The 22,941-nt window shown below is 68.1% G+C and carries 18 protein-coding genes and 2 tRNA genes; 9 read left to right on the forward strand and 11 right to left on the reverse strand.

Annotated features, from left to right (window positions below; genetic code table 11):
* Positions 1 to 41 precede the first annotated feature (41 nt).
* The 3 genes from mnmA to ACIQLF_RS16325 form a co-directional block, all read right to left on the reverse strand.
* Positions 42 to 1,178, reverse strand: a complete 1,137-nt coding sequence (gene mnmA, locus ACIQLF_RS16315; protein WP_400300598.1) for a tRNA 2-thiouridine(34) synthase MnmA — start codon at positions 1,176 to 1,178, stop codon at positions 42 to 44.
* Positions 1,175 to 2,410 (reverse strand): cysteine desulfurase family protein, encoded by a 1,236-nt coding sequence (locus tag ACIQLF_RS16320; RefSeq protein ID WP_400300600.1) that lies wholly within the window; start codon positions 2,408 to 2,410, stop codon positions 1,175 to 1,177. The genes mnmA and ACIQLF_RS16320 overlap by 4 nt, the downstream gene beginning before the upstream one ends.
* Before the next feature lie 92 nt (positions 2,411 to 2,502).
* A complete protein-coding gene (locus ACIQLF_RS16325) occupies positions 2,503 to 3,414 on the reverse strand; it encodes a hypothetical protein (RefSeq protein WP_400300603.1) in 912 nt (303 codons plus the stop codon).
* 115 nt (positions 3,415 to 3,529) lie between these two features.
* On the opposite strand from ACIQLF_RS16325, the gene folP reads away from it, so the two are divergent.
* Complete coding sequence (gene folP, locus ACIQLF_RS16330) at positions 3,530 to 4,501, forward strand: dihydropteroate synthase (RefSeq protein WP_400300606.1); 972 nt, start codon at positions 3,530 to 3,532, stop codon at positions 4,499 to 4,501.
* Positions 4,501 to 5,262: a pyrimidine reductase family protein gene (locus ACIQLF_RS16335; protein WP_400300609.1), complete on the forward strand. Its 762-nt coding sequence runs from the start codon at positions 4,501 to 4,503 to the stop codon at positions 5,260 to 5,262. The genes folP and ACIQLF_RS16335 overlap by 1 nt, the downstream gene beginning before the upstream one ends.
* Here the strand turns inward: ACIQLF_RS16335 and ACIQLF_RS16340 are convergent.
* Positions 5,259 to 6,167, reverse strand: a complete 909-nt coding sequence (locus ACIQLF_RS16340; protein ID WP_400300611.1) for a diacylglycerol/lipid kinase family protein — start codon at positions 6,165 to 6,167, stop codon at positions 5,259 to 5,261. The genes ACIQLF_RS16335 and ACIQLF_RS16340 overlap by 4 nt on opposite strands.
* Before the next feature lie 234 nt (positions 6,168 to 6,401).
* Here ACIQLF_RS16340 and ACIQLF_RS16345 point away from each other — a divergent pair, with 234 nt between their 5' ends.
* The 4 genes from ACIQLF_RS16345 to ACIQLF_RS16360 all read left to right on the forward strand — a co-directional run bounded on the left by ACIQLF_RS16345 (position 6,402) and on the right by ACIQLF_RS16360 (position 9,375).
* On the forward strand, positions 6,402 to 7,340 hold the full coding sequence (locus ACIQLF_RS16345; RefSeq protein ID WP_400300614.1) for a J domain-containing protein: 939 nt from the start codon (positions 6,402 to 6,404) through the stop codon (positions 7,338 to 7,340).
* A 58-nt stretch (positions 7,341 to 7,398) separates the two neighbouring features.
* A complete protein-coding gene (locus ACIQLF_RS16350; RefSeq protein ID WP_387525931.1) occupies positions 7,399 to 7,869 on the forward strand; it encodes a tRNA (cytidine(34)-2'-O)-methyltransferase in 471 nt (156 codons plus the stop codon).
* 114 nt (positions 7,870 to 7,983) lie between these two features.
* Complete coding sequence (locus ACIQLF_RS16355) at positions 7,984 to 8,535, forward strand: anti-sigma factor (protein WP_400300617.1); 552 nt, start codon at positions 7,984 to 7,986, stop codon at positions 8,533 to 8,535.
* A gap of 51 nt (positions 8,536 to 8,586) precedes the next feature.
* Positions 8,587 to 9,375: a MerR family transcriptional regulator gene (locus tag ACIQLF_RS16360; RefSeq protein WP_400300619.1), complete on the forward strand. Its 789-nt coding sequence runs from the start codon at positions 8,587 to 8,589 to the stop codon at positions 9,373 to 9,375.
* A gap of 144 nt (positions 9,376 to 9,519) precedes the next feature.
* Here the strand turns inward: ACIQLF_RS16360 and ACIQLF_RS16365 are convergent, their stop codons facing one another.
* The 4 genes from ACIQLF_RS16365 to ACIQLF_RS16380 form a co-directional block, all read right to left on the reverse strand.
* Entirely contained in the window at positions 9,520 to 10,272 is a 753-nt protein-coding gene (locus ACIQLF_RS16365) for a PIG-L deacetylase family protein (protein ID WP_400300622.1), read from the reverse strand.
* A 4-nt stretch (positions 10,273 to 10,276) separates the two neighbouring features.
* Positions 10,277 to 11,224: an electron transfer flavoprotein subunit alpha/FixB family protein gene (locus tag ACIQLF_RS16370; protein WP_400300625.1), complete on the reverse strand. Its 948-nt coding sequence runs from the start codon at positions 11,222 to 11,224 to the stop codon at positions 10,277 to 10,279.
* Between the two features lie 20 nt (positions 11,225 to 11,244).
* Entirely contained in the window at positions 11,245 to 12,066 is an 822-nt protein-coding gene (locus tag ACIQLF_RS16375) for an electron transfer flavoprotein subunit beta/FixA family protein (RefSeq protein WP_400300628.1), read from the reverse strand.
* Between the two features lie 173 nt (positions 12,067 to 12,239).
* Positions 12,240 to 13,871, reverse strand: coding sequence for a S1C family serine protease (locus ACIQLF_RS16380; RefSeq protein WP_400300631.1), 1,632 nt, complete (start codon positions 13,869 to 13,871; stop codon positions 12,240 to 12,242).
* Between the two features lie 272 nt (positions 13,872 to 14,143).
* On the opposite strand from ACIQLF_RS16380, the gene ACIQLF_RS16385 reads away from it, so the two are divergent.
* The 3 genes from ACIQLF_RS16385 to ACIQLF_RS16395 all read left to right on the forward strand — a co-directional run bounded on the left by ACIQLF_RS16385 (position 14,144) and on the right by ACIQLF_RS16395 (position 19,177).
* Complete coding sequence (locus ACIQLF_RS16385; RefSeq protein WP_400300634.1) at positions 14,144 to 16,156, forward strand: TPM domain-containing protein; 2,013 nt, start codon at positions 14,144 to 14,146, stop codon at positions 16,154 to 16,156.
* A 118-nt stretch (positions 16,157 to 16,274) separates the two neighbouring features.
* Positions 16,275 to 17,015 carry a PspA/IM30 family protein gene (locus ACIQLF_RS16390; RefSeq protein WP_400300637.1) on the forward strand — a complete coding sequence of 247 codons (741 nt, stop codon included), beginning with the start codon at positions 16,275 to 16,277 and terminating at the stop codon, positions 17,013 to 17,015.
* Positions 17,016 to 17,395: 380 nt separating this feature from the next.
* Positions 17,396 to 19,177, forward strand: coding sequence for an HNH endonuclease (locus ACIQLF_RS16395; protein WP_400300639.1), 1,782 nt, complete (start codon positions 17,396 to 17,398; stop codon positions 19,175 to 19,177).
* A gap of 170 nt (positions 19,178 to 19,347) precedes the next feature.
* Here the strand turns inward: ACIQLF_RS16395 and ACIQLF_RS16400 are convergent.
* The 3 genes from ACIQLF_RS16400 to ACIQLF_RS16410 form a co-directional block, all read right to left on the reverse strand.
* Positions 19,348 to 19,421 (reverse strand) — tRNA-Met (locus ACIQLF_RS16400).
* 348 nt (positions 19,422 to 19,769) lie between these two features.
* Positions 19,770 to 19,843, reverse strand: a tRNA-Met gene (locus tag ACIQLF_RS16405).
* Positions 19,844 to 19,929: 86 nt separating this feature from the next.
* The gene (locus ACIQLF_RS16410; RefSeq protein WP_400300765.1) at positions 19,930 to 22,878 is read right to left on the reverse strand and encodes a UPF0182 family protein; all 2,949 of its coding nucleotides are present in this window, start codon (positions 22,876 to 22,878) and stop codon (positions 19,930 to 19,932) included.
* Positions 22,879 to 22,941: the final 63 nt, after the last annotated feature.

Consider the following 22,941-nt stretch of genomic DNA (forward strand, 5'->3'; position numbering starts at 1 on the left):
TGATCCAAGCCGCGGGGCCTTCGGGTTCATGGCTTGCGCGCTTAGGCGATCAGGCTCGGGTCCCACGCCGCGGAGCGCGCCGAATCGATGGTCGCCTGCCCCAGCACGCGGGTGCCCTGGTAGACGACCATGGTCTGGCCCGGGGCAACCCCGCGCATCGGCTCGATGAGGGTCGCCACCATGATGCTGCTTCCGTCCTCAAGCACCTCGATGCGCGCGCGGGCGTCCACGGGGTCGCCGTGTGCGCGCACCTGGACCATGCAGTCGAACTCGGTGCCGGCGACGGCGTCGTCGATCGGCAGCCCGGCCCAGGAGATCCTGATGCCGCGCAGCTCGTCGACTGCCAGCAGCGCCTCGGGGCCGACGATGACCTTGTTTTCCTTCGGGCGGATTTCCAGCACGAAGCGCGGCTTGCCGTCGGCCGCCGGAACGCCGAGCTTCAGGCCCTTGCGCTGGCCGACGGTGAAGGCGTGCGCACCCTCGTGCTGGCCCAGGGCCTTGCCCTCGTGGTCGACGATCTCGCCCTGGGTCATGTCGATGCGCTCGGCCAGCCAGCCGCGGGTGTCCCCGTCGGGGATGAAGCAGATGTCGTGGCTGTCCGGCTTGTTTGCCACCGAGAGGCCGCGGGCCTCGGCCTCGGCACGGACCTCCGCCTTGGAGGGGGTGTCCGCCAGCGGGAAGATGCAGTGCTCAAGCTGCTCGTGGGTCAGCACGCCCAGCACGTAGGACTGGTCCTTGGCCCAGTCGGCGGCGCGGTGCAGCTCCGGGTTGCCTGCCTCGTCGCGGATCACCTTAGCGTAGTGGCCGGTGCAGACCGCGTCGAAGCCCAGGGCTATCGCCTTTTCCAGCAGGGCGGCGAACTTGATGCGTTCGTTGCAGCGCATGCACGGGTTCGGGGTGCGGCCGGCCTCGTACTCGGAGATGAAGTCGTCGACCACGTCCTCCTTGAAGCGCTCCGAGAAGTCCCACACGTAGTACGGGATGCCGAGCTTGTCGCAGGCGCGCCAGGCGTCGTTGGAATCCTCGACGGTGCAGCAGCCTCGGCTGCCGGTGCGCAGGGTGCCGGGCATGCGGGACAGGGCCAGGTGCACGCCGACGACCTCGTGGCCGGCGTCGACTGCCCGCGCCGCCGCAACGGCCGAGTCGACCCCGCCGCTCATTGCTGCCAAAACCTTCATCGTGTGAACCCTGTCCCTGCTGTTTGGATGCTGCTGACTTGTGCGGCCATGCCGGCCTTTTTTGCGCGCGCGTATGCCTCGGGCAACGCGGCCACCAAGGTGTCAACGTCGGCGGCGCTCGATGTATGCCCGAGCGTGAAGCGCTGGGCCCCGCGGGCGGTTTCCTCGTCGCGGCCCATGGCCAGCAACACGTGGGAGGGCCGCGGCACGCCCGCGGTGCAGGCCGAGCCCGTCGAGGAGTGGACCCCAAGCATGTCCAGCACGAAGAGCAGCGAGTCGCCCTCGCAGCCCGGGAAGGTGAAGTGCGCGTTGCCCGGAAGCCGGGTGCCGGCGTGCGCGGCGTCTTCGGTGCCGTTGAAGACGGCCTCCGGGACCAGCTCGCGCACCCCTGCCACCAGGGCGTCGCGCAAGGTGGCGAGGCGTTCGTTTTCGGCGGCCAGGTCCTTGGCCGCCTCGGTGGCTGCCGCCGCGAAGCCCGCGGCCGCGGCGGCGTTGAGGGTGCCGGAGCGCAGTGCGCGCTCGTGCCCGCCACCGTGCTGGACGGGGGTGAGGACCACGTTGCGGCGCACGAAGAGGGCGCCGATGCCCACCGGCCCGCCGATCTTGTGCCCGCTCACGGCCATGGTCGCCAGGCCGGAACCGGCGAAGGAGATGGGCACGGCGGTGAAGGCCTGGACCGCGTCGGAGTGCACCGGGATGCCGTGGGGTTCGGCGAGCGCAACGACCTTGTCGATGGGCTGGATGCTGCCGACCTCGTTGTTGGCCCACATGAGGGTGACCAGCGCGATGGTCTCGGGAGCCTTGTTGATTTCGGCCTCGAGCACCGCGAGGTCGATGACCCCGTCGGCGTCCACGGGCAGCCAAGTGACCTCGGCGCCTTCGTGTGCCTGCAGCCATTCGACGGTGTCGAGCACGGCATGGTGTTCGACCACGGAGCAGAGGATGCGCTTGCGCGCCGGGTCGGCGTCGCGCCGGTTCCAGTACAGTCCCTTGATCGCGAGGTTGTCCGACTCGGTGCCGCCGGAGGTGAAGATGACCTCCGAGGCGTGCGCCCCGGCCGCGGCGGCGAGCTGTTCGCGCGATTCCTCCATGACGCGGTGGGCGCGGCGCCCTGCCCCGTGCAGCGAGGAGGGGTTGCCGGTTTGCGCCAGCTCACGGGTCATGGCCGCCAGGGCGGCAGGTGACATGGGAGTGGTGGCGGCGTGGTCGAGGTAAACGGGGGTGGTGCGCACCGGTCAATTCTACCGTCACGGCGTGCGGGCCCGGCAGAGGTGTTGCTCACAAGCATCCCGCCGGAGCCGCACCCCGTTTCCCCTTGTCCGGGTCAGTTGGTGAATTCGCCCTCGATGTACTCGCCGAGGTCATCGTCATCGTCGTCACCCTCCACCTCGACGGGCATCGGGTTCACGTTGTCCCCTTCCAGGTCCAGCCGGGTGTCGATGGCGACCTCGTAGGCCTCGATGTCCGGGCAGGCCAGCAGCGCGTCGATGAGCGTGCGGGAACCGGCGACGATGCTCGAGTCCTCGTAGAGCTCGGTGGACAGCAGCCAGGCGCGGTCCGCGGGCCAGGCCAGGTTCGGGGCCTGGCGCTGCTCCCCCTCGGAGGTGCGCGCCCACAGCGGACTGGCCAGGTCTTCGAACGTACCTTCGAATACGTAGAAGGACCTGTAGGCGGAGCCCATCTGCAGGGTCGGGCCGTTGCGGACCTCCTCGGAGAAGGCGGGGCGCTTGGCCTCGGCGTTGGCGGCCTCCCGGCGGGCGGCGTTTTCCTCGTCGGACAGCTCCGGGTCGTCGTCGTGGAGCACCTCGATCCGGTCCCCGCCGTGGATGAACGCCAGCCCGTTCCACAGCGCCAGGAAGATTTCCGCGGGGGTCTGCGTGTGTGCCGCCAGGATCGGGGCCATGGCCGCAAGCTCGCCGGCGGGCAGTCCGTCGCCCGACGGGGCCTCGCCCTCCCAGGCGTCCTCCACCAGGGCGATGCCGTCCTCGCCGATGCCGGAGACCGGGGTGAACTGGGCGCCGCCGTGCATGGTGGTGCCGCGCCCCTTGGCGATCCTTCCCCAGCGCACTGCCTCTCCGTCGAGCCCCAGCGCCGGGTGGAAGATGCGCGCGTACGCCTCGTAGCCGGACGGGACCTGCCCCGCCACGAGGTCGGCGACCTCGGAGTCCGCCGATTGCGCCGCCAGCGCGTCGACGATCCAGCTACCGGCAACGGGTCCCGCAAAGTTCAAAGTCATGGCAACAGGTTACCGAGGAATCCGTACCCGGGTGGAGCAGGTGCGACGCAGAACACCCGGAAGGGGCCCGCGAGCTGGTATGAATGGATCAACCGTGACAAGGGAGAAACCAAGCATGAGCATGTACCTACCGCCGCTGCGACACCCCGTGCACCACTTCGGCCACCGGAGCATCGACTTCTCCTCGAGCATTGCCCTGATGGCGATCATCAATCGCACCCCGGACAGCTTTTACGACGGCGGCGCGACCTTTGCCCTGCAGGCGGCGGTCGACGCGTCCCTCGCGGCGGTGGACGCCGGCGCGGACTGGATCGACATCGGCGGGGTGCCCTTCTCCCCCGGCCCGGCGCTCAGCTGGCAGGAGGAGGCCCAGCGCGTGGTCCCGGTGATCTCCGCGGTGCGCGCGCAGTCCGACGCCATCATCTCCGCCGACACGTTCCTGCCGGAGGTCGCCCGCGCCGCCATCGAGGCGGGGGCCGACGTCATCAACGACACCACCGGCCTGAGCAATCCCGAGCTGGGCCGCGTGGTGGCGGATGCGGGCGTGCACCTGGTGCTCACGCACTCGCTGGCCGCACCGCGCACGGTCTACCCGCGCCCGCGCTACGACGACGTCGTCGCCGAGGTGGCGGGCTACCTGCGCAGCAAGGTGGAACTGGCGCGCTCGCTGGGCATCGCCGACGACAAGCTGATCATCGACCCGGGCCACGACCTGAACAAGAACACCCTGCACACCCTGGCGCTGACCTCCGGCTTCGAGTCCTTTGCGGCCCTGGGCTACCCTGCGCTCGCCGCGGTCTCCAACAAGGACTTCATCGGGGAGACGCTCGACCTGCCCAAGGCCGAGCGCACAGCCGGCTCCCTGGCGGCTGCGGCCATGTGCATCATGAACGGCGCCCGGATCATCCGGATGCACAACATCCCCGAGTCGGCCTCGACGGTCCGCCTGCTGGAAGCCGCCATGGGCTGGCGCGAGCCCGCCTACCTGAGGCACAACATGGGCGACGTCAATGCGCCGGCGCATCCCGAGAACCCTGGCATTGCACCGGCGGTCCCCGTTGCCGCCGACGCCGACGCCGACGCCTGATGCAGCGGCTGTACCCGGGTCACGTTGCCGATCCCGACGACGGGCAGCTGCTCGGCTTCTACGCCCCTCCGCCCGGCCCCGAGCCCTTTGTCCGCTTCAACTTCGTGGCCACGGCCGACGGCGCCGCCACCCACGGCGGGCTTTCCGGGGCCCTCGGATCGGCCGGTGACAAACGCGTGTTCTCGCTGCTGCGCAGGTTTGCCGACGTGATCCTGGTGGGCGCCGGCACCATCCGCTCCGAGGGCTACGGGGGCGAGCTGCTCGATCCGGCCTCGCGCGACTGGCGCCTGGCCCGCGACATGGCCGAACGTCCCCTGCTCGCGGTCGTCACCGGGAAGCTCGACCTCGACGAGGACTCTGAACTCTTCAGGCTGAACCCCGGCGAGATCCTCATCCTGACCTCCTCCGCCGCCGATCCGGCCAAGGAAGCCTCGCTGGCGCGTTTTGCCGAGGTCCTGCGCTGCCCGCTTCCGGGTTCCGCCGTCGATCCGCTGTGGATCCGCGAGGTCCTGGCCGGCCGCGGCCACCGCGTCATCCACTCGGAGGGCGGGCCGCACCTGCTGGGCGCCTTCCAGGCGGCCAGTGCGATCGACAGCCTCTGCCTCACCACCGCGCCGCTGATGGCCGGCGGGGGCGCCGGCCGCATCAGCGCAGGCGCCCCGGGGAGCGAACTGCACCGGCTGGCCCTGCACACGCTGCTGGAGGAGGACGGGAACCTGCTGGCCGAATACCGCAGGGTTGCTGAAACAAACGGCGCCTAGAACAGCAGCTTGACGACCCCCGGCGCCGCGGTGACTTCCACCGGCAGGGCGCCGACCGCTTCCCCGTCGCCGAAGCCGCGCGTGTCCGCGGCCCGCAGCGTGAGGCTGCGCACCTGCTCGATGCGCACCGCCGGGTGGGTGATGTGTTTTCCGGAAAAGACCGACGGGAAGATCCCCAGGAAGCGCAGCTTGCCCAGCGGGGCGATCACCACCAGGTCCAGCAGCCCGTCGGTGATGCTTGCCTGCGGCACGATCCGCATGCCGCCACCGATGAATTGCGCGTTGGCCACCGAAATCAGCATCGCATCAAGCTGTTCCTCGGCGCCCCCGTCGATGCTCAGCACATACCGGCGGGGCTTGAAGGCAAGAAGTTCGCGCAGCAGCGCCAGGTTGTAGCGCTGGGCCCCGCGCGGCCAGCTCATGGCGTTGGCCCGCTCGTTGACCACCGCATCGAAGCCCGCGCTGAAGACACCGGCCACGTACCTGCTGCCGAATGCCCCTGTCACCAGCGCGGCGTCAACGGCCCGCGGGGCCGAATCCAGGGCCCTGGCGATGCGCTCGACGGCGATCTCCGGCACCCTGGCGTCCAGGCCCAGCATGCGGGCAAAGTCGTTTCCGGTTCCCGCCGGCACCACGCCCAGCGGCGTGTTCGTCGTGGCCACGGCGTTGAATCCAAGGTGCACCATGCCGTCCCCGCCCACGACGACCAGCGCGCGAACGCCCGCGGAGATCCGGTCGGCGACGTCCAGCTGCAATTGCGCGTAGCTCGGCGCTTCAAGGAGCTCGGCGTCGATGCCGTGGGTGCGCAGCGCGGCCATCGTGCGTTCGACGGCGCGGTGCCCGCGGCCCGTGCCCGAACTCCTGTTCGCTGCAACAATGACGCGGTGATTGTTTTCCGTGGACATTCAGCCGAAATTACGTGTTTGTACCGCCCCGCGCAAGCCCGTGACGGAAGCCCTTCCGGAATCACGGCACCCCGGGGATCGGAAGCCAAGGTGCCGACGCCACAAGCCAAGTTCCGCGCCACAAGGCCCAACCGGTAGGATTTCAAGAGCACCTGCTCCCGCACATTCCCCCACGCCTTCGGGTTCGGAGGGGAAAGCGGGATCCAGCCCCGTCACCAGCGAAAGGTCTCCCCCGTGGCCCAGCGTCGAACCCACTACGAAGTCCTGGGCATCGCGCGCACCGCCAGCGCCACCGAGATCAAGACCGCCTACCGCAAGGCCGCCCGGGTGACGCACCCGGACCACGGCGGGAATGCCGAGGACTTCGGCGCCGTCACGCTCGCCTACGAAACCCTGATCGATCCGGCGGCCCGCGAGCGCTACGACCGCAGCTACGGCACCCAGTCGAGCTACCTGCGCGGCAAGGCCCCCTCCGCGGGCGGCTACGGGACCTCCGGCTCCGCCGGCGGCGCCTCGATGCGCTTCGAGTCCAACGCCCCGCGTTCCTCGGCATCCGATCCCACGGTGTTCGTTCCGCCGCTGCTGGAATCGCCGGCCTCGCCCCTCGACAGGGCCAAGTCCATCCAGCAGATCCACGGGGCGCCCCGCAAGCGCGGCATCTTCGGCGCCCAGGCACGGCTCGCCCGCGAGGCCCGAACCATCCAGCTGCTCTCGCGCCAGCTGCTTCCGGCGCTGCCATCCACCCGGCTGGTCAACGGGCTGCATGCCCCGGGCGGCGGCTACATCGACCACGCCCTGCTGGGCGGCTACCGGCTGGCCATCGTGCATTCGATGCTGCTGCCCAAGGGCGTCTACAGGTGGGATGGCGCCTCGCTGTTCCGCGACGGCAAGCACATCGATCCCCCGCGCATCGCACCGAGCGTGCACCAGATGCAGGCCCTGTTCCCGGAGCTGAACGTCACCGGGTGGACGGTGATCCACTCCCCCGACGGCAACCTGCACGAACCGGTCATCGACTACGCCCGCGGCGGGGAACCCAGCCCCACCAGCACCTCCAACGTCGTCAACGCCGTGAACCTGGTCCGTGAACTGAAAATGTTCCTGGGCACCGGACCCGCCCCCAACGTCCTGGACCGCTCGGTGCTCTCCCGGCTGCTCGGCGGAATGTACTAAACCGCCCCCCGTTCGTCTTCCCCCCCTTCGTTCCCTACGCACCCAAAGGTTGAACCACGTGTTTCGCATCCTCTTCTACACCCCCGAAATCCCCGGCAACACCGGCAACGCCATCCGCCTCGCCGCGGTGACCGGCGCCGAGCTGCACCTGGTGGAGCCGCTGGGCTTCGACTTCGAGGACTCCAAGCTGCGCCGTGCGGGCCTGGACTACCACGACCTCGCCGTGGTCACCGTGCACAAGGACCTCGAGTCCGCCTGGGCCGCACTGGCCCCCGAGCGTGTGTTTGCCTTCACATCCGAGGGCGAGACCCTGTACACCGACGTGGCCTACCAGCCCGGCGACGTGCTGATGTTCGGCCCCGAGTCCGTCGGCCTGCCCGCCGAGGTCAAGGTCGACCCGCACGTGACCGCCACGGTGCGTTTGCCCATGTTGGAGGCCCGACGCTCGTTGAACCTGGCCAACTCCGCCTCGATCGCCATCTACGAGGCCTGGCGCCAGCACGGCTTCGCCGCGGCAACCGCCAAATAGGGCGCCGCGCCAAGCCTGCACGCGGCTGGCACACACATAACGCAAAGCCTTTTCCCCTATGCTTACTGGTGGCCTTATCCGGCCCACCCAAAATCACTCAAAGGATGGCACATCATGAGCGGCACCGATCCTGTGTACCCAGGGCATCGTGACGATGAGAACGACGACGACCTCGGCATGGATCTGGTGGATCAGGTTTCCACCGACTCGGAAAACACGAGCAAGCCACTGAAGAAGTGGGTCTTCGTCGTGGCCGGCCTGGCCGTCATCCTCATCGGCGTGGTCATCCTGCTGGCGAACCTGATGCCCAAGAACTACGTGGCCCAGGTCGACGGCGCAAAGGACAAGATCGTGGCCCAGGCGGACCTCGAGGGCGGCGGGCACGCAGTGCTGGGCACCTCGGCCAAGGCCGACGCCGGGTCCATCGCGCTGACCTCGCTGCCGCGCATCGACGGCTCGGAACGCTACACCGTGTGGCTCATCGACGCCGAGTCCGATCGCGCCACCCGCCTGGCAACCGTCGATTCCGGCGCGGAGTCGGCCACCGAGGGCTTCAACGGGGTCGGCAAGATCGCCTCGGTGATGGTCACCGTCGAACCCGTCGAAGGCAGCACCACCCCCTCCACGGAGCCGCTGGCCGTGCTGGACACCCCCGCCGGCAAGTAGCCGCCGGACCCGCTTGACCTTGACGCAACGTCAACTCCTACGCTGAAGGACATGAGGCACAACCAACCCGCCGAATACGGCATCTCGCAGCTGGCCAGGGACTCGGGCATCAGCACCCGGACCCTGCGCCACTACGACGCCATCGGCCTGCTCGCCCCGGCCTTCACAGCCAGCAACGGGTACCGTTTCTACGGCCAACCCGAGGTGCTGCGCCTGCAGCGCATCCTGCTGTTGAAGGAACTGGGCCTGCCCCTCGAGACGATCGCCTCGGTGATCGACGGGCAGGAAGACGAGCTGCGGACCCTGGCGCTGCACGCCAGGTGGTTGGATGCCGAACGCGACAGGCTGGCCGCCATGGCGGTGAGCGTGCGTGCAACCATCGCACACCTTCAGTCAGGAGAAGACATGGACCCGGTACAGGCATTCAACGGCTTCGAGCCCAACCCCTACGAGGCCGAGGCGCGGGCGCGCTGGGGCGACCGGGCCGTCGAGGACGGCAACACGCGGCTTCGCGCGCTGGGCCCCGAGGGCCAGGCCAGGTTGCTGGCCGAACACGAGCAGATCGCCGACGACCTCTTCGCGGCGCTGGGTTCCGGCCGCGGACCCGAGGACGACGCCGTGCAGGCGATCATCGCCCGCCACCACACATGGGTCCGCCACAGCTGGACCCCGGCTGCCGAGGCCTACGCGGGCCTCGGCGAGATGTACGTGGCCGATGCCCGCTTCACGGCGTCCTACGACGCGCCGGAGCACGGCACGCCGCGCCCGGGTGTCGCGGAACTGCTGGCCGCGGCCATCGCCCGCTATGTGGCGGCATCCCCGGAGCGTTTCGGGCAGTAGCTGACCGCTTTGCAGCCGCGATCGCGATCGCGATCGACCCAATCAAGCAGAAAGGTCGGGACGTGGATACCCACGTCCCGACCTTTCTGTCTACCGTCGGTGCCTGCGGCTCGCGCCTGCGGCCATCGGCAGACGGCGGCAGGGTCAGAACCCGGCGATGGTGTCCGCGGCGTTGACCGCGACCACGTGGAAGGCCTCGGCCAGCGCGCCGTCCTTCATGCCGTACGCCCGGGCCTTGGCCAGGCACTGGGACCGCACATAGCGTTCCATCGCCGGAACGTCCGGGTGCTGGCTCAGGTGCTGGCGCAGCGCCTCGAGCTTCAGGTCGAAGACCGCGCTGATGTCCACCCCGTGGTTCTCGCGCTCCGTCGGGGCGCCGTAGAGCCACAGCCAGGGCAGCTTGTACGCGGCCAGCCCGGCGGCCTCGAGCTCCGGGTAGGAGAACGGGTTCTCCACCGCCGGGTAGATCGCCCGGGTCACCGCCTCGCCGCAGGCCAGGTGGTCGGGGTGCGAGCGCTGGATGCGCTCCCAGTTCCGTTCCGGGTGCATGGCCAGCACCACCTCCGGGCGGACGGTGCGGATCAGTTCGACGACCTGCTTCATCACCGCATGGCTGGGCTCCAGGAAGCCGTCGCGCTCTCCCATGAAGTGCACGGTGTGCACGCCCACCAGGGCGGCCGCCGCACGCTGTTCGGCGTGCCGCATCTCGGTGATTTCCTCGGCGGTGCGGTCGTCGAACCCGCCGGCGTCGCCGTCGGTCATGATGCAGTACTCGACGTGCACGCCCGCGGCGGTCCAGGCCGCGACGGTTCCCGAGGCGCCGAAGTCAAGGTCGTCCGGGTGCGCACCGAAGCACAGAACGCGCCGGATGGGCCGCAGCGCCGGGTCGAAAACCACGCCCCTAGCCCTTGCGCCTGCGGATTTCGGCCGCGGCCTGCGGCAGCACGGCGGCTAGGTCGCCGACGATGCCCAGGTCCGCGATCTCGAACACCGGGGCGTCCGGGTCCTTGTTCACGGCGACGATGTAGGTGGAGGACTGCATGCCGGCCTTCTGCTGGATCGCGCCGGAGATGCCCGCGGAGATGTACAGCTGCGGGGAAACGGTCTTGCCGGTCTGCCCGATCTGTGCCGAGTGGTCGATCCAGCCCGCGTCGGTCGCCGCACGGGAGGCTCCGATGGCCGCGCCCAGCGCATCGGCCAGGTCCTCGACGGGTCCGAAGTCGCCGTCGACGCCGCGGCCGCCGGCGACCACGAATCGGGCCTCGGTCAGGTCCGGGCGGCCGGAGGCGGTGCGCTCCACGGTGCCGGTGACGGTGGCCACCGGGCCGAGCTCGCCGGTCGCCAGCACCTGCACTTCGGCGGCGGCGGCGGCGGCCGCCGGCTCGTCGGCCGGCAGGTGGACGCTGTTGGGCTTCACGGTGACCAGGGCGGGGCCGCGGGTGGCCTTCACGCGCACGGTGTAGCTGCCGGCCAGCACCGACTTGCTGACAACCAGGTCGGCGTCCACGTCGATGGCGTCGGTAATGACGCCCGCGTCGAGCTTCACGCCGGCGCGGGCCGCGACCTCGCGGCCGGCGGCGTCGTTGGACAGCAGCACAGCCGCCGCGCCGGAGTCCTTAGCCGCCGCGGCCAGCAGGGCGGCCTGCGGGGCAACGAGTGCATCGTTGGCGGCGGCCGCGTAGAAGCCGGCGGCCCCCCATGAGGTCAATGCGGCCAGGGCGGCGTCGTCGGCCGCGGCGCCCAGCACCACGCGGACCTCGCCGAGCCTGCCGGCAAGGGTCAGCAGCTCGCGCTGCGACTTGGTCGGAACTGCGGCGGGCGCCTGGATGTAGACAAGAATGTGTGACATGTTTTTTCCCCTCGAAAAGGCTAGATCAGCTTCGCTGCGGCAAGGAAGTCGACGAGTTCGATGCCCGCGTTGCCGGAATCGGTGATGACGGTCCCGGCGGTGCGTGCCGGGCGCGCCTGCACGTCAAGCACCGCTGTGGCCGAGCCGGCCGCGCCGACTGAAGCCGCGTCGAGCCCGATGTCCGCAAGGGAGAGCACGGTGATGGTCTTCTTCTTTGCGGCCATGATGCCCTTGAAGTTCGGGTAGCGCGGCTCGTTGGCCTGGTCGGTGACCGAGAGCAGCACCGGCAGCTCGGCCTGCAGGCTCAGTGCCGCCTGGTCGGTTTCCCGCACGGCGCGCACCGTGGTGGAATCGGCGGCAAGCTCGACGTGCGCCACCTGGGTCAGCTGGGCCAGGCCCAGGCGTTCGGCCAGCTGCGCGGGAACCAGCGAGGTCTCGGCGTCCGTGGATGCCATGCCCGTGACGATGAGGTCGAAGGCGCCCAGGTGGTTCACGGCCGCGGCGAGGGCCAGCGAGGTGGCCCCGGCGTCGGACCCGGCCAACGCGTCGTCGCACAGGTGCACGCCCTCGGTGGCGCCCATCTGCAGGGACTTCTTCACGGCGTTTGCCGCGGCCTCCGGGCCCATGCTCAGGGCCGTGACGGTGTTGCCCGCCGCAGCGCCGCCGCGCGATTCGGCAAGCTGCAGGGCCGCCTCGATCGCGTACTCGTCAAGTTCGGAGAGCACCGAGTCCTTGCGGTCCAGGCGCAAGTCCGCGCCGTCCAGGTGCCGTTCGAATTGCACGTCCGGGACGTGTTTGACGAGTACGAGGATCCTCAATGGCGTGCCTGTCAGCTGGCTCATTGCTGCCTTTCCTAGAAGTGTCCAGATTCGGTGCCCGGTCTTCCCCGCACTGCGGAAAGGCACCCCCTACATGTTAGCCGTGCGCCGCATCCACCCGCAGCGCACGAGCAACGGGCCCGAAATGTTCCGGACCCGTTGCTCGTGTTGTGACTATTTGTTGCTCCCGGCGGGGATTATGAAGCCGTCGAGGCGCCCACCGTGGCGTCGGCCGATGCCGGCTGCCCGTTGCGGGTGTAATGAATCGTCACCTGGCCGCCGGCCGGGACCTCGCGGATTGCCGCGGTTAGCGAGCTGCTGTCGGAAATCACCCGGTCCCCGACCCCGGTGATGATGTCGCCGGCCTTCAGCCCGGCCTTCTCGCCGGCACTGTCGGCAACGACGTCCTTGACCTGCGCACCGACGCTGAACGACGAGTTTCCGTCCTTCACGTCCGCGGGCTTGGCCTGCACCGTCACCCCGAGCATGCCGTGCGTCGCCTTGCCGTTGGCGATCAGGTCCTGGGCGATGCGCTTGGCGTAGTCGATCGGGATGGCGAAGCCGACGCCGATCGACCCGCTGTCGCCCGAGGAGGTGGCGCCCGAGCCGGAAGAGGCGATTGCCACGTTCACGCCGATGATGTCGCCGTTGGCGTCAACCAGCGCGCCGCCGGAGTTTCCGTGGTTGATGGCGGCGTCGGTCTGGATCACGTTGATGTAGATCGAGCCCTGCGGGCTCTGCTGCTGGCCCTGGGGAGCGCCCGGGAACTGGAAGTTGAACTGGTTGTCGTCGTTCTGGTCGGTCCCCTCGCTCTGCTCCGGCACCGCGGAGGAGGCCACGGAGATCGTGCGGTTCAGCGTGGAGATGATGCCGTCGGTGACGGTTCCGCTCAGGCCCAGCGGGGCGCCGATGGCCACGGCGGTGTCGCCGACGTTCAGGTTCCCGGAGGTGCCCAGCGTCGCCGGGGTCAGGCCCTGCGCGTCGATCTTGATGACGGCGAGATCGGACAGCGGGTCGGTGCCCACCAGGGTGGCGTTGTAGACCTTGCCGTCGGACATCTGCACGGCGATCTTCGGGCTGGCGGTGGTTCCGCCCAGGGTCACCACGTGGGTGTTGGTGAGGATGTGGCCCTCGGTGTCCAGGATGATGCCCGATCCGGAACCCGACGAGCTGCTGCCGCTCACGTCGATGGTCACGACGCTCGGGCTTGCCTTCGCCGCCGCCGCGGTGACGGCGGTGACGTTCTTCGGGTTGTTGATGACCACGCCGCTCTGCGGGGCCTGGTTTCCGGCGCCCGCCGACGAGGCCGCCGGGTTCATCAGGGCGTTCGCGCCCACGGCGCTGCCGGCGCCGACCAGGGCCGCCGCGACCATGCCCAGGATCAGGACGCCGGAGGTGAACTTCTTCGGTGCAGTGCGATTTGCCGGCGGCACCGGAGAGGGGACGCCGAAGGCCGAGGTCTGCTCGGAATGCGTCGGCGTGCCGTACGGGGCATGTGTCGGTGCCTGCGGCGCTGCCTGTGCGTGGGCGCCGGGGACACCTGCATAGGCTGCGGCCTCCGGGTAGGTTCCTGCGGCCGGGGCTGCCGGCGGCACGGCTGACGGTGCGGCCGGTGCTTCAACGGCGGGGGCGTCCGGGGCTGCGTCAACGCTGTGCCGTGGCAGGGCCTGCGTCTGTTCGACGGCCCCGTCGACCTTGGACACTGCGGCATCCTGTTCCGCTGCCGAGGGAGGTGTCACTGGCGATGCCACTGGGCGCGGCGGCACGGGAGCGTTCCCCTGTTCCGGGTTCTCGGGGGTGGTTGGCTGCTCAAACTGGTTCTCGCTCATCGTTAACCTTCCGATGCTGGTGGTGCCTGACTGCTCTTCTTGGTTACAACTATGCCCGCCGCAACTGTGGCCGCGAAAAGCAACACCTGAGTAGAAGCTGTGAGCTTGCCCCACCCGGAGTGGCATTTCACCGGCCCACGGCGATTTTCGTGGACTCTCGCCGATCCCCGCCATAGAATCTACAGCGTTAGCAGAAATCAAGGCATATGGTGGTTTCACTACGTGCTTTGCCAAGAAATCTGCGGCAACTCAAGCAAGGGTGAAGGAAAACCATGAAGTTGTTGACCCGGCGGTTGGCTCAAGCCGCCGCTGCAGGAATCCTGTCCGTACTCATCTTTGCGCCCGCCGCATCTGCCGCCGATCCGGTGACGATCCCGCCGGGACAGTTTGTGATCGACGATGCCGGCGTGCTCGGCGGGTCCAAGGCCGAGGTTAACGACGCCATCAGCAAGATGCGCACCGACACCGGGCAGAACCTGTTCGTGATCTACGTTGACACCTTCACCAACCCGACGAAACCCTCGGACTGGATCAGCAAGGTTGCCGAGGCCAAGGGCATGGGCACCAACGACTCCGTCCTGGCCGTCGCGGTGAAATCGCGGCAGGGACAGTTGTCATCCGCCATCAATGGTGCCATCGGCTCGAAGAATGCCCAGGAAATCTACACCAAGCTGGTTTCCCCTGCTCTCGGCAAGGATGACTGGGCCGGTGCGGCTCTGGGCGCTGTCAAGGGCATCACGAACGTCGCCAACGGCAAGTCCCCCGCATCCAGCGGTTCCTCCGCGGGCTGGTGGGTCGTGGGCGGCGTTGCCGTTGCAGGCGGCGCCACCGCTTGGGCCCTGACCCGCCGCAAGAAGCTCTCCGGCGGCGTGCCGCAGGTGGCCACGGGGCCGGACGGCCAGCCGATCGACCCGCTGGCGTCCCTGAGCGTCCCGGAACTCCGCACCAAGGCCGGCAGCCTGCTCATTGCCGCCGACGATGCCATCCGTTCCAGCGAGCAAGAGGTCGGGTTCGCCCAGGCGCAATTCGGCGACGAGGCCATCACGCCGTTCGCCGCGGACATCGAAACGGCCAAGGAACACATGGCCGCGTCATTCAAGCTGCAGCAACAGCTCGACGACGAGATCCCGGACACCGAAGCCGAACAGCGTTCCTGGCTTGGAGAGATCATCCGCCGTTGCGAGGCCGTGAACGAAACCCTTGAACAGCACACCGAGGAGTTCGCCTCGTTGCGCGAGCTCGAGGCCAACGCGCCCGCGGCCGCTGCATCCCTGAAGGCCCGCATCGATCCGCTGCGCCAGCGCGTCGGCACGGCCAAGGCGGAGTTCGACACGCTGTCCGCGCGCTACGCGGACAGCGCCCTCCACCAGGTCAACTCCAACATTTCGGAGTCCAACGACCGGCTCGACTTCGCACACACCGCGGTGCTGACGGCCGAGGCGAAGATCACCGAGGGGTCCGCCGCCGAGGCGGCCGTGGCAATCCGCGCCGGCGAGGACGCCGTGCACCAGGCCACGGTGCTGCTCGACGCGATCGAGCACACCGATTCGGACCTGGACAACGCCCGCGCCGACCTCGAGTCGCTGGTCGCCGCCTCCGCCCAGGACCTCGCACAGGCCCGCGCCCTGCTCGCCAACGGCAGCAACCCGGAACTTGCGGGTTCGATTGCATCCCTCGAATCGGCACTGTCCTCGGTCCAGGCCCAGGTTGCCACGGGACGCATCGACCCCGTCGCACTGATCACCGAGGTCACCGAGGGCCGCGGCCCGCTCAACGACCAACTCAACCAGATTCGCGATCAGCAGGAACGTGCACGACGCGCCGCCGAACAGCTCCAGGCCGCGGTCCGCACGGCACAGATGAAGATCAAAGGCACCGACGACTTCATCCGCGCCCGCCGCGGCGGCGTGGGGGCAACGGCCCGCACGCGCTTGGCCGAGGCACAGCGAAACCTCGACGAGGCCCTTCGCACCGCATCCTCCGACCCGGCATCGGCCCTGGCCTACGCCGAACAGGCATCCGCCTTGGCCGACCAGGCCGCACGCCAGGCCGAATCAGATGTCAACGGCTTCGGCGGGGGTGGCGGCTTCGGCGGCGGAGGAGGAGGAAACAACGGCCTCGGCGGCGCCATTCTTGGCGGCATCCTCATCGACTCGATCTTGCGCGGCGGCAGCCACGGCGGTGGAGGCGGCGGCGGCCTCTTCGGCGGCGGCGGCTTCGGCGGCTTCGGCGGGGACGGCGGCGGTGGCGGTGGCGGCTTCGACGGCGGAGGCGGCAGCTTCTAGCCCCGGGCCACGACAACTGCCCGCGAGGGCCCCAAGGTTGCAGTATCCCGATCCCCGAACAGGGGATCACCGGCAGCAAAATCAACACCTCAAATAATGTCCTACGAAAGGTCTCATCGTGGCAAAGCAGTCTATTTTTGGTCGCATCACCCAGCTGGCCAAGGCCAACATCAACGCAATGCTGGATGCTTCGGAGGATCCGCAGAAAATGCTGGACCAGATGGTCCGCGACTACACGGACAACATCGCCGAAGCCGAAACCGCCGTTGCACAGACAATCGGCAACCTACGCATGATCGAAGACGACTACAACGAGGATGTGAAGGCGGCGTCCGACTGGGGAAACAAGGCGCTTGCAGCTTCCTCGAAGGCCGACGAGTTCCGCGGCGCCGGCGACAGCGCCAACGCCGACAAGTTCGATTCCCTCGCCAAGGTCGCCATCCAGCGCCAGATGCAGTCCGAGTCCGAGGCCAAGACCGCCGAGCCGACCATCAGCTCGCAGCGCGAGATCGTCGAGAAGCTCAAGACCGGCCTGGACGCCATGAAGTCCAAGCGCCAGGAGCTGGTTTCCAAGCGCGACGAGCTCATCGCCCGCGCCAAGTCCGCCCAGGCGCAGAACCAGGTGCATGAGGCCGTCAAGAGCATCGACATCATGGATCCCTCCAGCGAGGTCGGCCGCTTCGAGGAGAAGATCCGTCGCGAAGAGGCACGGGTTCGCGGTGCCGCGGAGCTCGCTTCCTCGTCCCTCGACGCCCAGTTCAACTCGCTCGAGGACCTCGGCGAGCAGACGGAGATCGAGGCTCGCCTTGCCGCAATGAAGGGCGCCAAGGCAACCCCGTCGATCACCCCGGGTTACTAGCCCGGCCGGCGGCACCCGCCGCCGCATGATTTCATGGCCGCAACGCACGATGGGCGGGCAGCCCGGGTCCGGAGAACCATTCCGGCGATTCCCCCGGTTGCCCGCCCATCGTCGCGTCCCGGCACTCCGCCGCAGCTTGCTGACCGACGCCACCACCCTGCCGGCACCGTTCAGGGACTTATCCGCACAGGCCCGCCGACGATCTTGCGCCGCCGCGCCCTTCACCGAGTTCTCCACAGCACCGTTCTTTCTCTCCTTCGGGTGCGCTGCAACTCTTCATGCTCGATCCCAGGAGCAGCTGAGAATTCCTTCCAGCACGGACCGGCGGAGCACCCGCGTCCGGTCCCGGCCCCGGGCACCACCTGTCGCGGGAGGACTTGTTGCGCGACTTCTTTGATCTTCATGCCCGTCTCGATGCCCTCACCGAAGACCTTGCCACCCAGGCGACCAACTCCCCCGTCACGTCCGTCCTGCTGAACGTTGGCCTGGAAAGGGCCCGCCGGCGCGCCGGGCACCACCGTCTCCTCGCTGCCCGCGCCGCCCAGCACTCGCTCGCCCACGAGCTGCCCGTCGAAATCCTCAACGAGCTGCGAGAGATCGCCGACAACCCGGCGGACTTCGTTGCAGGGGACGCCATCCTGCCTGAGGACCCGCGCAGCGTCCCCACAGGGAGGCTCCCGCACAAGAACACCGCCGAGCTTTTGCAGCGCACCTGCGCCATCGGCTATTTCGAGGCACGCGACCACCTCGACGCCGCAGGCCTCCTGCTCCCGCGCACCGACGAACGCGGAGCCAGAAGCCCGGCACGCTACCCCTTGCTCGCGGCACACCTGCGGGCCGGTAACCTCGACCCGACCGAGGCGATACGGGCCGCCAACAGGCTCGAAAAGCTGCGCCCGGGAATCGCCGGCCAACCCAACCCCGCCAAACTCGCCGCGTCAATCGAGGAACAGGTCCTCGAATCCCTGCTCACCCAGGGCCCGGCGGCCACCAGCAAAGTCCTCAACGCCCTGAACACGGAGCTGGAGGAAGCACCCGCAGCGGCACCCACCTCGGAAGAACTGGCAGCCAAGACCGGGTTCCGGCTCTCCCGCCGCACCCAACACCTCACGTACTTCACGCTCACCATGACCAACCTGGACGCCGAACTCGTCATGTCCCACTTCGCGCTCTCCGACAATCCCCGAACCAACGTCGGCAACCGAGAAAACCTCGCCAACGACGCCGCCAGCCGAAACCCCGGCACCCAAGGCGATGTCCACGGGGAGGGCAACGGCAACGGCTGGAGTCCGCCTGCCAGCGGGAACGTGGTGCCGCTCCGGCCGCTAGACCGCAACCCGGCGCCGGCCATCCCCGCATGGGCCGTCGACCCCGACACCCCACCCGGCGAACTTCCCCGAGCCGAGTGGACGGATCTCGGCCGTTCGGCACCAGCCCACCAGGCAAGCCCCGGATCGGAAGATTTGGCGCAGCCGGGCGAAAGCCACACGTCAACATTCCGCACTCCCGAACCGGCATTGCCGGAACGGATCAACGACCCCGCGGAAGGCCCCGACGGGTTCACCCCCGCCAGACGCAGACTTCAAACCCTGCTCAACATCATGAGAACCTCAGGAGAGCCCCGCTCCAAGGGAACCAGCGCAACCACCGGGCTGCCCCGGGCCCGCCTCATCGTCTATTGCCAGCTCACCACCCTGCTGGGCCTGGCCGAAAAGGCGGGTATCACCCAACACGGACTTGTGGTCTCCCCCGGGGACCTTCGCCGGGAACTCTGCAACGCCGGGGTCATTCCGATCATCTTCAACGGCGAGAGCCAAATCCTGGACGTCGGACGCGAACAGCGATTCGTCCCGGACTACATGCGCCAAGCGGTCCTCGCCCGCGACGGCGGCTGCATCGTCCCCGGCTGCACGGTCCCGCCCGAGCATCTCGAAATGTGCCACATCGACGGTTGGGCCGACGGCGGAACCACCAGCATCGAAAACTCGGCCCCTGGTTGCGCCAACCACCACCACGCGTTCCACACTGGACAATACAAACTCGTCCGAAACGACCACGGGCTGCCTGCGGTCATCCTCCCCAAATACGTGGACCCCGAACAAAAACCCCGGCGCAACACCCAGTGGCAGCAAAACACCCAATTCGGCCTCACCCTATTCTGAGCGGGGCCCGAGAATGGGATGCATCTCCACGGTTGGGCTTCTGCCGTGGCAGACCCTGCTCAAGGCCGTTCGACCGCCAGAGCCGGGTCATGGACCCGCCGAATCCGAGCGTGTCTTTAAATGCAAAACAACCCATGTTCCTGAATCAGGATCATGGGTTGTTTTCTCTGTGGCGGGGACAGGATTTGAACCTGTGACCTCCGGGTTATGAGCCCGGCGAGCTACCGAACTGCTCCACCCCGCGTCGGTAAATACAACAGTACCAGCGCATCGCCGATGCGCCTAATCGAGATGAACATTCATCGAACAACGGGCTAGAACCGCGGCAGCTCAACGCCCAAAGCCCGACAAAACGCGCTCTATCGACGACAAACCGCACCGAATGCAGAATTTTCCAAAGTGTGCTCGCTCACTTAAGGGGCGACTTGCCTTGCGCCGCCCAAAGGGACCTCCCGACAGCCGGCAGCCGAGGGTCGGCGATGTCCGGGACGGTTCCAAGCCGAGACATGCCCGCGGCGCCAGCGCAGCAGCAGGCTTAAGCGCCAAAAGGAACGACCCCGACCGGGTTTCCCTGGTCGGGGTCGTTATCTCGTGGCGGGGACAGGATTTGAACCTGTGACCTCCGGGTTATGAGCCCGGCGAGCTACCGAACTGCTCCACCCCGCGGCGATATATCAATCATCGCCGACGGGGGTGGACTTGCGCAAATCCTGGCAGTGTCGCCCTGCTCACACCCGGTATTCAACGCCCGGTTACGGCGCCGGGGTTCCCTGTGCGGGCGTCTCCGAGGCCGGTGCGCCCGTGCCCTCGGTCGGTGCCGGCGTGTCGGCCGGCGCCTCCGGGACAACCGGCTTGCCGGTCAGCTCGGACTCGGCCTCGAGCGCGGCTTCGAGCGCCTTCTGCAACTTGGTCTGCTCGGCGCCGTACTTGGCGAAGTCGTTCTGCGCCAGCGCCGCCTGGCCCGCCTTGATCGCCGCGTTTGCGTCGTTCAGGGCCTTCGACAGCTTCTGCTGCGCCGTCTGCGTCACTGGCGGCTTGCCCGGTTCTTCACCACCGGAGGTGCCCCCGTTTTCGCTTGTCACGGCGCCGGAAGAACCCTTGAAGACCTGATCGAGCGCTTCGGAGAGGGTGTCGGCGAAGCCGACGTTGTCACCGAACGCCACCAGGACCTTGCGCAGGGTCGGGTAGGAGGTCGCACCCGAGGACTGCACGTACACGGGCTGGACGTAGAGGATGCCGCCGCCGACCGGCAGCGAAAGCAGGTTGCCGTTCTTGACCTGCGATGCACCCTGCCGCAGCAGGTTCAACGTCTGCGACACGGTGGTGTTGGAGTCGAAGTTCTGCTGTGCCTGGCCCGGGCCGGGCACGCTGGTTTCGCGCGGCAGCGCCAGCAGGCGGAGCGTGCCGTAGCCCTCGGCCTTCTTGCCGGCTTCGCTTCCCGCGTCGGCCTCGGCCGAGAGGAACCCGAAGAGCACGTTTCGCTGCTGTCCGCCCGCCGCGGTCTGCGGAATGAAGGTGGAGGTCAGCGAGAAGGTCTCGGCGTCCTGCGTCGGCATCTTCAGCGACATGTAGTACGGCGGCTGCTTGATGTTGGCGTTGCCCTGCGTCGGATCCGAAGGCACCGCCCAGGCGTCGTTGGAGTCGTAGAAACCGTCGGGATCCGTCACGTGGTACGTGGCGAGCAGCTCGCGCTGGACCTTGAACAGGTCCTCCGGGTAGCGCACGTGGCTCATCAGCTCGCCGGACATCTCCGACATCGGCTTGATGTTCGACGGGAAGACCTTCTGCCAGGCCTGCAGGAGCGGCTCGTCGTCCTCCCACGCGTACAGGGTGACCGAGCCGTCGTAGGCGTCGACCGTCGCCTTGACCGAGTTGCGGATGTAGTTGACCTGGCCGGTCAGCGCCGCGGCACGGGTTCCGCCGGTCAGCGAGTCGGTGACCGCCGATTCCAGCTGCTGCTGCTTGGAGTACGGGTAGTTCTTGGAGGTCGTGTACGCATCGACGATCCACTGCACGCGGCCGTCGACGATCGCCGGGTAGGCGTTGGAGTCCACCGTCAGGTACGGTGCGACCTTCTGCACGCGGTCCTTCGGGTTTCGGTCGTAGAGGATCTGCGACTCGGCGTTGATGGCGTCCGAGAGGAGCAGGTCCGTGGAGGCGAACTTCAGCGAGTAGACCAGGCGGTTGAAGAAGTTGCCGACCGACGGGCCGCCGTCGCCGGAGAAGGTGTTGCGGGTGTCCTGGCTGCCGGAGCCGGAGGCCGGGCGGTCAAGTTCGCGCGGGGCCCAGCCTTCGGGGCCGCCGACGATCGAGTACTGCGGGGACAGTTCGCCGAAGTAGATGCGCGGTTCGTAGGTCTTGTCGCTGGCCAGCACGCCGCCGGTGGGGATGCCACTGAGCATGAAGTCGGGGCGCCCTCCGGAGGTCACGCGGTTGCCGTAGGCGGCCACCACGCCGTAGCCGTGGGTGTAGGTGATGTGCTGGTTGACCCAGGACTCGGTGGTGTCGACGCTGAGTTCGCGCACCGCAATCACGGTGTCCTCGGTCTTGCCGTCGATGTCGTAGCGATCGACGTTCAGCGTCGGGGCGAACTTGTAGTAGGTCCGGAACTGCTGCAGCTGGGCGAACGCCGAGGAGACGAGGTTCGGGTCCAGCAGGCGGATGTTCGTGGTGGTCGCGCTGTCCTTGGCCAGCGCGTCCTTCTTGGGGTTCACCTCGGCGTTGTAGGCGGTCTCCTCGACGTTGTCCAGGCCGTACGCCTGGCGGGTCATCTTGATGTTCTTCTCGATGTACGCGCGCTCGAGGGTCTTCTCGGAAGGGACCACCTGGTACTGCTGCACGATGAACGGGTAGATGCCGCCGGCGACGACGACCGTCACCAGCAGCATCGCGGTGCCGATGATCGGCAGGCGCCAGCGCCCGATGATCGCGGTGATGATGAACGTGATGGCCACAAGCACCGCGGCGATCGCCAGGATCGTCTTGGTCGGGATCACCGCGTGCACGTCGGTGTACAGGGCGCCGGCCACGCGGCCGTTCTGCGAAAGCAGCGTCGAGTAGCGGTCAAGCCAGAAGTTGCCGGCTTGCAGGAGCAGGAAGGCGACGGCGAACACTGCGATGTGGATGCGTGCGGCCTTGCCGACGACGATGCCGCCGCGCTCCTCCACGCGGATGCCGCCGTAGAGGTAGTGGGTGAGCAGCCCGGCGATGCCGGCGATCAGCACCACGGAGATCAGGTAGCCGATCAGCAGGCCCAGGAAAGGCAGGGTGAAGATGTAGAAGCCCAGGTCCATGTTGAACTGCGGGTCGGTCTCACCGAACGGGACCTGGTTGAAGAAGAGCAGCACCTCTTTCCACTGCGAGGTCACCGCGGTGGCGGCGAAGACGCCGATGACCACCGGGACGCCGATCATCAGCAGCCGGCGCATCGGCTCCAGCTGGGACTGGTACTTGGACATGCTGTCCTGCTGGTGGCCGTCCGGCGCGTACACCGGGCGCGCCCGGTACGCCATGCGCATCGAGATCCAGATGGCGAAGCCCATGACCAGGAACGCCACGGCGAAGATGCCGACCTTGGAGAGGTTCTCGGTCCAGAACACCGACTGGAAGCCGAGCTGGTTGTACCAGAGCACATCCGCGTACACGCTCGCGAAGAACACGAAGACCGCGACGAGGATGCCGATGATGACGATCGTCGGCATCAGCGGGGACGAACGCCGCTCGGGATGCTGTTGCGGGTCGGGACGCTCCTGGGGGCCGCGCGG

Origin of the sequence: Paeniglutamicibacter sp. NPDC091659 (assembly GCF_044756805.1) — a bacterium.
Classification (GTDB): Bacteria; Actinomycetota; Actinomycetes; order Actinomycetales; family Micrococcaceae; genus Paeniglutamicibacter.